Below are 11,034 nucleotides of genomic sequence, written 5' to 3'. Positions count from 1 at the left end.
CGAAAAGTGGGAACCGGTTTTCGGACAAGATCATGGCCAAACAAATGAAAAGGCGTTGGAAAATAGCGATTGGCGGTGCCGCGTTTCTCGGCATCGCTGCACTCGGAGCCGTGGTCGGGCTTGACTGGCTCGACCGCACCTATCCTCCGCCTTTGCCGGAACGGCTGACCATTTCCACCGAAGTTATGGATCGCGACGGCGCTTTGCTGCGCGCCTATGCAACACCGGACGGCTATTGGCGCTTGAATACGCGGATCGAGGATGTCGATCCGAAATTCGTGAAAATGCTGATCGCTTATGAGGATAAGCGTTTTTACGATCATGGCGGCATCGATTTCACAGCGCTTTTTCGGGCTGCGTATCAGCTTGCAGGGAGCGGCCGTATTGTTTCCGGCGGCTCCACACTTTCCATGCAGCTCGCACGCCTTATCGAGCCGCGCGAAAGTCGCAGCTTCGGCTCCAAGTTCCGCCAGCTGGCGCGTGCAGTTCAAATTGAGCGACGGCTGAGCAAGTCTGAAATTCTCGAACGTTATCTGACACTCGCGCCCTATGGTGGCAATCTGGAAGGCGTACGGTCGGCATCGTTAGCCTATTTTGGCAAAGAGCCGCTGCGCCTCACCATATCGGAAGCAGCGCTTCTTGTGGCTTTGCCGCAATTGCCGGAGCGCCGCCGCCCGGATCGCGAGATGGAGAACGCGGTTGCTGCGCGGGATCGCGTTCTAAAACGCATGGTTTCGTCTGATGTTTTCACAAGCGAAGAAGCCGAGCGGGCATCGCGTGAGCGCATATCCGCGACGCGTCATCCCTTGCCTTCATTGGCCGCTCACTTTGCCGATCTCGCTTTGAAACAGGCGCCGACCGATGCCCGGCATCAGCTGACGCTTAAGAAGTCGGTGCAGGCTGGGCTTGAAGTTGTGGCACGCGAAGCTGCTGCGAAGCTTGGGCCAAAAGTATCGGTCGCCATGGTGCTGGCCGACAGTCGCAACGGCAATATCTTAGGCGAAGTCGGCTCCGCTGATTATTTTGACGGCAAGCGGCAGGGCTGGATCGACATGACCCGCGCCGTGCGCTCGCCGGGTTCAACGCTCAAGCCCTTTATCTATGGGCTGGCCTTCGAGCAGGGACTGATTGCGCAGGAAACCATCATCGAGGACCGCCCGCAGGATTTTGCAGGCTATCGTCCGCGCAATTTCGATATGAGCTATCAGGGCGATGTCAGCATCCGTCAGGCGCTGCAAATGTCGCTGAATGTGCCGACCATCAGCCTGCTTGATGCAATTGGTCCTGCGCGGCTCACCACGCGTATTCGACAGGCGGCGGTTAATCTGCAATTGCCGAAAGGTGAAGCACCGGGACTGGCCATCGGCCTTGGTGGCGCGGGCATCAGCCTGCGCGATCTGGTGCAGCTTTATACTGGCCTTGCCAATGGCGGACGAGGGGCAGCCCTTCGTGACGGCACCGAAGGTTCAGAACCTGTTCAGCCATCGGCTCCTATTCTGAGCGAGCAGGCATCGTGGCAGATTGGCGATATTCTGGCCGGTATCGTACCGCCGCAAGGCGCGAAACGCCTCGGCCTCGCTTACAAGACCGGCACCTCCTATGGATATCGTGATGCTTGGTCGGTCGGTTATGACGGGCGTTATGTGTTGGGTGTCTGGGTCGGGCGTGCCGATGGTGGTTCGGTGCCGGGCCTTGCCGGTTATGTTTCGGCAGCGCCCATTCTGTTTGAAGCCTTTGTGCGTTCTGGCGTTGTTTCGGTGCCGCTGCCGCGTGCGCCTGCTGGCTCGTTTCGCACGGCACGCGCCGATCTTCCGGTGACGCAGATACGCTTTTCATCGAGCAGCGATCCTCTGCCGGTTCTCAAAGCCACGATTGAGCCTGCACCGCGCATCGTATTTCCGCCGGATGGCGCGCATGTCGAATTGAAAGCCCTGACCGATAATGCCTCGCCGCTGGTGCTGAAATTACAGGGCGGACGCGCACCGTTTCGCTGGCTTGCCAATGGGAAGCCCATCGCAGAGATTGAGCGGCGACGGACGGCAAACTGGCAACCGGATGGAACCGGCTACTCGACATTGACGGTGGTTGACGCTGCTGGACGCGCCGCCAGCGTCAATGTTTTTATAGAATAGCGGCCTTATTGGGCGGCTTCCGATAGAACAGTGTTTACAGCGGCCTTCTTCTCCAGCGACATGATTTTCAAATTGCCGGAAAACAGGATGCCGGTTATCGGAAGCACCGGTTCCGCAGGAAGTTCCTCATGGTTGGCACTGTCTTTGGGAACATGCAGCTTGTGTTCCAAACCCTCTTCGGCACTGGATAGTGTAAGCGCCACATTCCCGCGTGCGTCCAGCAATTTAGTGCCGTAAAGAAACTCGAAACTCAGCATCGAAACCAGAAACTTATAGGTTCCATCGCGTACGCCACCCTTCATCATGGCGGCGCGATGCACCTCCCCGCCCATCGCTACATCAAGCGGCGGAATACGGGGGTCGCAGACATAGCCAAGCGCCAGCAGCTGCCCGTTATCAACCTCAAAACGCATTCTGTCTGAACCAAGATCGAGCGCCGAGATCGAGAATCGACGATTGCTGTATTGGACCGGAACGCGACCCAGCCGCTTGCAAAGCTGCTCGCCGCTCAAGGCACGCGCATTGGCGAAATGGTCCGGATCGATGGCGAATGGCAGCGCCTTCGGACGATGCGGAACAGACAACGCCGGTTCGAGAACATCTGCAATCAAATTCGCAACGATGGTTGTCGAAACTGGGCGCGCATAATGGCCCTGATCGAGATAGAAAGCCGGATTGCTTACGACATCACGGCCATATTGCTGCATCAGCATTCGCGAGACATCGGCTGAGATCGTTCCATACCATTGCGAAATGTAATTGATGCCTGCATCAATCGAAGGAATGGAATTCAGAAATGAGCCATTGCGCGCGCCGAACACGAGCGTTGCGACCCGCAGGTTTGGATTGCGCTCAAGCGCGTAACGAATGATTCCTTCGTAAAACCGTGCCCAATGACGGAATGGACGCCGCTCATCCCCATAAACAAAGGCATCATTGATCGCGTACTCAATCAGCAACAGCTCACACTCTTCGAGCTGTTCGAACTGCTTGAGCTGATAAAGCCCGAGCGCGCTTGTTGTACCACCGACGGCCAGATCGGCCACGATATCCAGTTCCACCCCGCGTTTTGCCATTGTCGACAGAAGCGTCGGCAGATAGCCGGGCAGCATGACAGTGTTGGATCCGCCAATAATTACAGTCTTGAGTTTCATTTCGTCACCGTTGCAGCCTTACCGGCTGGCGTCAGCGACCCGCAACGCCAGACACCGTAAGTGCTTGCATCCCAATCAAAATAATAAGCGGCTGCGATTTGGCCGCTATCCATCATCTGACGGAAGCGGTCACGTGCCTTCTCGACCAGCTGTTCGCGATTATTGTCATTGGCCGGACAGGCCTTTGATGTATTGGCGAAGCCCCATTCCGTGATCCAGCAGGGCTTACCATCGACACCGCCGCAAAACGAAAGCGCGTTGTTGATATGCTTTGCGCGTGCTGCCCGCGTGCCGCTGCTCCCCGGATAGATGTGAATGCCGTAACCGTCAGCAGCGCCATCGAGACCATATTTCTTGAGAAGATTGGTAAAGTCGGCTGGTTCGACAGTGTCTATCCCGCGCCGGTCAGCATCGATGAAGGGGATGTCGGACAACCCAGCAGATACGACCTTTGCCTTGGTGCTGTGACTGGTTTTTGCCAGCTCCGCACGAACAATGCGTAAAAGTTCTACGTATTTCTCCGCACCTTTTTCGACCAGTGGAAGCTCCTCCATCTCGCCTAACGAGCGGGCAGTTTTCATCTTTTCCTTGGGCAGGATGGCCAGATCGCCGTTATAGGCACCCCAGTTGATCTCATTGCCGGGTTCCACGGCCACCAGAGGCACCCCAAGCGCATCGATCTTCTGCAAAGCATCTGCAACCACCTGCTGAAAGCGCTCCGGAGATATGTCGGAAAGCCGATACATGTCCCATATGCGTCCGCGCCCGGAACGAGGCTTCGTTCCTTCAGGATAGAAGTCCGCATTGTTGAGCGATATTTCGAGCAGGATAGCCAGGCCCTTCTGATGGGCGAGGCGCACGGCATCAATGCTTTGGTCAAGCGGGCGTGTGAGTGACAGCCGAACCGCCGCCACGCCGTTCTCAACCATCTGATCGAAAATCAGTTCGCGCTCAGGCGGCTTAAGCCAAGCCATATTGACCCGGTTGACGCCAAAGCGCGTATCTGCAAGGGCACCAACAGGCGTAGTGGCAAGCAAGGCAGCGCCAAGCAAGGCTGCCATTGCCCGTTTCTTGCCCCTGATCCTCTTGCCGATTCTCGTCATCGGATACCGATATCCTTCAGCGCCCCGTTGAAATTGGCCTCGCATTCTGAATAGCGATTGATGGCCGCAGGCACATCGATCTTGGAAAGGAAGTCGCGCAGATAGGCCTTTTTCTGTGGCTCGCGATTCCAGACGCTTGCCTCAATATGCGGAAATCCGACAAAGCCCAGCATTTCGCGCATGCGATCATCAACGGCGATCATCAGTCCCGGAACCCCCGACTGCATGCCGATGATCGTGCCGTGGAAACGGCGGCTCAGACCGAAATCCTGACTGGAAATCCAGCTGCGCCATTTGTGCGTATCAAAGAACACCAGCAGCTCGTTCTTGCGCTGCCATTTTTCCATGTGCTTGTAATCGACCGGTGCCGTGATGCGGCTTGCGGCCTGATCATAGGCTTCGGAATGATCTTCACCCGCCATGTTCATGTTGTAGACGATCACCTCGTCCTGAATGACATAGCTTGCAACACTGTCCTTTTCGAGCAGCGCGTGGGCGTCGACAATCGTATCTGCAACGCTGCCGAGATAACCGCCAAACGAGATCTTCTGCGCGTCTGCAAGGCTTGGATCGGCAAGGCGGCTCAGCGAGAGCTTCATCTGATCAGGTGCATAGTAAAGCGACGGGCAGCCCGTCGGGCGGACATATTTCATGCCCGCATCTTTCAGGAACTCTTCGGTGAAATGTCCGCGCGTGAGGAAAAAACTTTCCTTGCGGCGCAGAATTTCGAGGAACCGGCGCGTACCTTCCGGCAACTCCGCTTTCAGATTTTCCTTCTTCTGAATACCGATGCCCATGACTACAATCGGCATGTTCAGCTTTTCAAAGACGAAGGATTCCGTCGTTGCCGCATAACCGGGCCGCAGAAGATTGGCTGAGGCAAACAGGCATAGATCGAAGCTTTCGTTGAGCTTCGCATAGGTATCCGGTGAATTGAGGCTGTTGGCCAGATGCCAGAAAGGCACATAGGTCACATCATGGCCGCGCACGGCGTTCGCAGCGCCCTCGCCGATGAGATAATTGCCGGTATTGGCAATCTTCTTTACCTGATCGATCACATCCTTTTTGGTACGAATGGGTTCGAAATACGGGCGATGCTTGACGCTCGCCCCGGAAACACTTTCGACGGTCCGCATCAAATATGACGGAATGCCGGTGATCATTATGCGCATGGTGATCCATCTTCGCTGGAGTTGTGAAACGGATTGGACTGGGAGTTATCCGATGCCGATTTCTGAAAGCACGCTTCGGAAGTTGCGTTCGCGCGCCGAATATTTTTCCACTACATCGGGGATATTCATTGCAGCGATATGATCGCTGACGAAGGCACGCCGGTCATTAGCTGCATTGAGGTCACGAGCGTCGATCTTTGGCAGACCGGAGAAATTGAGCATTTCGCGCATACGATCATCCACGGCGACCATCAGGCTCGGCACACCAGCCTGCATGGAAATGACATTGCCGTGGAAGCGGCGACCGAAGGAGAAATCCATGGTCGAGCACCAGGCGCGCCATTGATTGGTGTCCAGAAAGGCGTGAACGCTGATCTTCTTCTTGAGATCACCCGATCCCTTGTAGGTCAACGGGCCAACCAGTTCGCCAGTTGTGGAGTCGTAGGCGCGGCCATTGGCGTCCGGCTCAAGCTGCATGTCGAAATGCAGAAGTTCATCCTGAACCACATAGGCCGAGCGCCCGTCGTCGGAACCCAGCGCGTTCATGTCGCCAATGGTTTCTAGTTCCGCCCCCATATAGCCGGTGAAGACAGTACGCCCCTCACCTACCTTCACCTGCGGCAGACGGCTGATCGCCTTGCGCATATTGTCTGGCCGGAAATAAAGCGACGGACAACCGACCGGGCGAACATAAGAAAAGCCCTGATCGCGCAGATAACCGGCGGCATTCTCGCCGCGCGTGAGGAAATAGTGTTCGCGGCCCTTCAGCACTTCAAGCAATTTCTTCGTACCCGCTGGCAGGCCGTCTTCACCTTCAATGTCCGGACGATTTTGAATGCCGATACCGAGCATGACCACCGGCATATCGAGTTTGGAAAGAACGAGTGCTTCGGCATCAGCTGAGAGGCCCTTACGCAGAAGATTTGCGCAAGTGAAGACGCAGATATCGAATTCCTTGTTGACCTCTTCGAGACCAGTTCCATTGTTCACGCAATTGTAGAGATGCCAGAACGGAATGTGCTTGGCAGTCGGCAGCAGCGCGGTCATCGCGCCTTCGCCGATCAGATAATTTCCCGTATTGCTGATGTTCTTCAGCTCCTGGATGAAATTATCCCTGGATTCTGAATCACGCTGTTTTTCCGAGTAATGAACCTGCGCTTTGTCCGCACGCTGGATAAGACGCGTCAGGTGGCTCGGAATACCTGTGACGAGGATTCTTGGATTGGTTGGGCGGCTCATAGGTCGACCTTTCTGGTATAATCAGGCAACTGCACGGCCGGGAAGAGCGGTGATCGTGCTGGCAGCGTCTGCAACATCCGGTTGGGAAGACCGGGATTTCGGATAAACGGGGCGTATTTCATTCGCCCAATCGGTAAATTCGGAGAAAGCCGAACTCCAAGTACGGTGAGCAGCGGAGGAGAGCGCCCCTTCGGCGGTTCGCATCAAGGCTTCGCGATCCTGTGCAAGGATGGTCAGGATTCGCGTCATGTCGGAGACGATCTGCGCATCGTTGCCATTGCGGATGAGAATGCCGTCGCGACCATGATTGATGAGCTCATCGACGGCACCAACGGCCGTGGCGACCGGCACGCAGCCAAGTTGCTGCGCTTCGGCGATCATCAATGGCGCGCCTTCCCAGCGCGACGGCATTAGAAGAACATCGGCCCATGCGAGATGGTTCGCGATGTCCTTGCCATCGAAGACCGGCGACGAGACTTTAACACCCACCTCCTTCAGGCGTGTCATCCAAGATGCGCTTGGATCATCAGAGAGGATTTCGCCGCCAATTGCCTGCGCTTCGAAAGGAATGCCCTGCTCTTTCAGCTTTACGATGGCGTCGTGCAACCGGTCGATTCCCTTCTGACGGTCGAGTCGGCCCATATAGAGGATACGCATTGGCTCGCCCTTGCGGCCCTGCTTGCGCGCTGCAGTGACCTGCGTACGTAGTTTTGTATCGATTGAAAAACTGGCTCCGTTTGGCACGGAGAACACTTTTTCATAGGGCACGCCAAAGCTGTGCAGATAGATTTTCAGCTGATCGGAGCAGGTCAGAAACGCATCATAGGCGTGCTCAAATGCAATCGCCGCATAGGGTTGACCAGCCTGACGGCGGAAGACGGTTTCGTCCACCACATGCAGGTAGCAGGCGGTGCGTGTACCCTCCGAACGGAGCTTCCCCATGAGAGGATGCGCCGCCATGACGTGATTGTTTACGACAAGATCGAAGCCTGAAAGCTGGCCGCGCAGGATACCCCAGTCAAGCGGGTGATCGTCGGTGATGAAGTCCTGACCGAGAAACCGGTTTGTGTCTCCCCAGGCCGGAATGCCGTCCTTCCAGAAATGCAGATAATCGAAGGACTGGTCGAACTCATCGAGCACATCCATGCGCTCGTTTCCGAGCACGAAAAGATGAGTTTCAAACCCCTGGTTCTTCAATTCGCGCCCGGCGGCATAGGCGACTTTTTCGGCACCACCGAACGACGCATTCGGCACCAGAACGGCGGCCGTCTTCTTCCTTGCCGCATTATGCGCAAGCGGCAAAACGGGGCCGCCGCCAAGTTCGTTACGCAGCACCTGATACATTTCAGAAAGTGCAGGCAAGCGGCGCGGACGCCATGTCCAGCGCATGGCCGCACTTTGCTTGAGCGGACTCGTCGCAATCGATGTCACCAGATTGAGCATCGATTGCTCAGGCCGTGACAGGGCCCGGCGCTGACGCACGCGTGGAAACGGGAAGCGTACCTTCATCCGCGCCGATGTGGGCCACAATTGCTGCGTACCCAACGATGCGAACCAATCCAGCGCATCGTTTTCGATGATGTCCTTGATCAATTTCGTTGAGACGAAAATCAGGTCGGCGTGCGGTTGGCGCGCACCGGACGGCATAATCTCGGTATCGATCCGCCGCTCGTCGTCGACATTGGTTAGTTCTACAAAGACGATATTGGCCTGTTCAGAAAGCCTTTCGAGCCGCGACAGGATATTCGGTAGCAGTCGTGAACGCGCCAGAAGCTTCAGAGTCTCGGTGTTGGATGAGGCGAGAAACGGTGGGAAGTGAAAATTATCCGGCTCGGAAACACTGCCCCAGAATGCACGAATTGCGTCATCGAACTTAAGATCGGTCGTGCCCAAGCTGAGATCGGTGAAAAGGCTGACTGTCCCCTCACCTGCGCGGATCATACCATAGCGCGGACATTCCTCATGCTCAAAGCCAACGAGCGTGGGACGTCGAAACAGCGCCTTGTGCCGCTTGCGCAAGAAGCTGATCGAACCGGAGCGGTCGCGATTGGCTTCCTTGAAACGGCTTTCCGCACGCAGACGGTACTCAAAACCGGTATCGTGACACGGTGCGCCGACGAATCCCGCTTCAATCGCCGAAAGCCAGAACTCCCAATCTTCAAAGCCGTTTTGACGATCGTCATCAAAACGGACGCCACTGCGGAAAACATCCGCAGAAATCATTGATCCCGTATCGCAGATATTGTCGGTGATGCAGTGGATCAGCCGCGAATAGCTGTCGCCATAGTGGGCGCGCCAATTAACGGAAAAAGTGTCGATATTAGTGTAGACCCAACCCGCATTCGACGCCAGAAGCTTTCGATAAAGCGTGTCGATTGTCTGGGGTTGCACCCGGTTATCGGCGTCCACGAAATAGACGGCCTTCACTTCCGGCATCTCTTCGAGAATATAATCGACTGCGCGGTTACGCGCCCCACCGGGACCGGCATTCTCGCCAAAGATGATGTGAATATTGGGGTGGGCTGCCGCATAGAGCGTCAGGCTGTCAAACACTTCGCGACGCGGATCACCATCGACCGACACCACAATCTGTGTGCGGAAAACCGTTTCCGATGCCAGCACGGTTTCCAGCGCTTCAAGCGCCAAGGCCGCATGACCATAGAGCGGCATGGCGACAACGATCAAATCCTTGGACCTATCGTACATTCGCAGCCTCTTTGGCTATTTCCTGGATAGGGCGTGCCTCGATGTGCTTGACGAGTCGGAAGTTGAAGACTTTGAGCCAGGAAAAGTCGACAGAGTCTGCGGCTGCCTTGCTTAGAACAACGAGATCCATGGTGCGATCGATCGCTTCCTCGAGCATGAAATTGATATCGATTGGGCGATTGGGCGCAACTTCCGACCAACCACTGAACAACACCTGCTGGCGGCGGCGATCAAGATTGGATATCGCGTCGATTTCCTCCTTCACATCCGATGCCAGATTGACCAGCAACAATCCCACCGCGCAGGGCTGGCCTTCCGGATGGTCGATCACGGCGCGCGCAGAAACTCGCACGGTGCCCGGTGCAACGACGCGACGGATTGCAGCTGCGGTGATTCCTTCCTCAAGAGGATGACAGCCGATGGCGTCTTCGTGTTCCAGAAACCGCACAGTCGGGAAATCGGGCGTAATCGGCGTAACGGAAACGTTGGCCACATTGCGCAACAACTCAACCGGTAGTCGATAATCATCAACCTTACGGCCATCGATCAGCGAAGTCGGTACGATAGCGTTCGGCAGCGAAGCCGGACGAACGCCCGGCAAGCCGGTGAAAATCCGCAGTGCGAGCGGGCGCATGTCGAGATCAGCGTGGGGAATACGCGCACGCGCCGCATAGCGTTCATTGGCGATCACGTTACCGAGCGACAGTTCAGGAGGCACCCCGCCCGTAGCAGAAATGCGCAGGCGCAACGTACGATGGCTACCGTCGCATGCCTTCGGAAGGGAAAAGAAATTCCACTCCGAATGCAGGGCGCCATAAGGCACCAGCCATTCGGCGATGCCTTCACCATTTTCAAGATAATCCAGCGTTACGATCAACTGACCGTTACGATTGGCAGGCAGATCACGGAAATGCAGGGCAAAGCCAGAAACGGCATAGCTTGATATCGGGAAAAGCTGTTCGATCTCCGATTCGCGCAGCAGGCGTGCAAAGCCTTCATCCTTTGGATCTACCAAAGGGGCATGGCTGAATATTTCCGTAGAAGAATCCCAGTTGCGTGCATGAAATGCATCCTCGATTGCCCGGTAATTCTCAAACATGGTCTCGCGCTCGCGGCGCAACATGGCCAGCTCGGTATGAACCTTGCTGACATGGCCGACTAGACGATCCAAACTGCTCTCAAGCAGTTGCGTAACCAGCAGAGGAACGGTTTCAGCCGTAGCATCGTCGATCCGCACAACGGGAAGTTCTGGAATGGTGCTCAAACGATAAACCTGCTGCAGAATCGTTTTCAGCTCGTTCTCGCCCTCTTGCGAAGCGGCAACCGCAATGAGCGGAAATGTGTTCGCCAGTCGAAGACGTTTTCCATCTCCTTCGACAAAGGTGGTCAGCTCGCCCAGAGACGTCGCTTCCAGCGCTTCACGATCACGCATCGAAGCAATGGCATATCGGCGGGATTTCCGCGCCGAGATCGCAGGAAGTGGTGTGCTCAACATAATCATCCATTGTGTGATGGCCGACTTGGGAGT

General features: G+C 56.0%; 7 protein-coding genes. 1 reads left to right on the top strand and 6 read right to left on the bottom strand.

Annotated elements, in window-relative coordinates:
• Window positions 1-32 precede the first annotated feature (32 nt).
• Complete coding sequence (gene pbpC / locus MKS82_RS18650) at window positions 33-2,132, top strand: penicillin-binding protein 1C (RefSeq protein ID WP_109987543.1); 2,100 nt, start codon at window positions 33-35, stop codon at window positions 2,130-2,132.
• A gap of 5 nt (window positions 2,133-2,137) precedes the next feature.
• On the opposite strand, the gene MKS82_RS18645 is transcribed toward pbpC, so the two are convergent.
• The 6 genes from MKS82_RS18645 to MKS82_RS18620 are packed head-to-tail and all read right to left on the bottom strand — an operon-like array spanning window position 2,138 to window position 11,001.
• Window positions 2,138-3,286, bottom strand: coding sequence for a hypothetical protein (locus MKS82_RS18645; RefSeq protein WP_109987379.1), 1,149 nt, complete (start codon window positions 3,284-3,286; stop codon window positions 2,138-2,140).
• The gene (locus MKS82_RS18640; RefSeq protein ID WP_240579159.1) at window positions 3,283-4,389 is read right to left on the bottom strand and encodes a glycosyl hydrolase; all 1,107 of its coding nucleotides are present in this window, start codon (window positions 4,387-4,389) and stop codon (window positions 3,283-3,285) included. The genes MKS82_RS18645 and MKS82_RS18640 overlap by 4 nt, the downstream gene beginning before the upstream one ends.
• On the bottom strand, window positions 4,386-5,561 hold the full coding sequence (locus MKS82_RS18635) for a polysaccharide pyruvyl transferase family protein (RefSeq protein ID WP_109987381.1): 1,176 nt from the start codon (window positions 5,559-5,561) through the stop codon (window positions 4,386-4,388). Before MKS82_RS18635 ends, MKS82_RS18640 begins: the two co-directional genes overlap by 4 nt.
• Window positions 5,562-5,606: 45 nt before the next feature.
• Window positions 5,607-6,800, bottom strand: a complete 1,194-nt coding sequence (locus MKS82_RS18630; protein WP_109987382.1) for a polysaccharide pyruvyl transferase family protein — start codon at window positions 6,798-6,800, stop codon at window positions 5,607-5,609.
• Window positions 6,801-6,821: 21 nt separating this feature from the next.
• Window positions 6,822-9,506, bottom strand: coding sequence for a glycosyltransferase (locus MKS82_RS18625; protein ID WP_109987383.1), 2,685 nt, complete (start codon window positions 9,504-9,506; stop codon window positions 6,822-6,824).
• The gene (locus tag MKS82_RS18620) at window positions 9,496-11,001 is read right to left on the bottom strand and encodes a DUF6212 domain-containing protein (RefSeq protein WP_109987384.1); all 1,506 of its coding nucleotides are present in this window, start codon (window positions 10,999-11,001) and stop codon (window positions 9,496-9,498) included. Before MKS82_RS18620 ends, MKS82_RS18625 begins: the two co-directional genes overlap by 11 nt.
• Between the last annotated feature and the right edge of the window lie 33 nt (window positions 11,002-11,034).

Source organism: Ochrobactrum sp. A-1, assembly GCF_022488005.1.
In the GTDB taxonomy this organism is placed as follows: Bacteria; Pseudomonadota; Alphaproteobacteria; order Rhizobiales; family Rhizobiaceae; genus Brucella.
The sequence above is the reverse complement of the archived record's forward strand: the minus strand, read 5'-3'. Positions and strand labels throughout refer to the sequence as shown.

Excerpts from the sequence above, each read along its gene's own strand:
- MKS82_RS18625 (WP_109987383.1), bottom strand. The coding sequence starts at position 9,506 with ATGTACGATAGGTCCAAGGATTTGATCGTTGTCGCCATGCCGCTCTAT.
- MKS82_RS18635 (WP_109987381.1), bottom strand. The coding sequence starts at position 5,561 with ATGCGCATAATGATCACCGGCATTCCGTCATATTTGATGCGGACCGTC.
- MKS82_RS18630 (WP_109987382.1), bottom strand. The coding sequence starts at position 6,800 with ATGAGCCGCCCAACCAATCCAAGAATCCTCGTCACAGGTATTCCGAGC.
- pbpC (WP_109987543.1), top strand. The coding sequence starts at position 33 with ATGGCCAAACAAATGAAAAGGCGTTGGAAAATAGCGATTGGCGGTGCC.
- MKS82_RS18620 (WP_109987384.1), bottom strand. The coding sequence starts at position 11,001 with ATGTTGAGCACACCACTTCCTGCGATCTCGGCGCGGAAATCCCGCCGA.
- MKS82_RS18645 (WP_109987379.1), bottom strand. The coding sequence starts at position 3,286 with ATGAAACTCAAGACTGTAATTATTGGCGGATCCAACACTGTCATGCTG.
- MKS82_RS18640 (WP_240579159.1), bottom strand. The coding sequence starts at position 4,389 with ATGACGAGAATCGGCAAGAGGATCAGGGGCAAGAAACGGGCAATGGCA.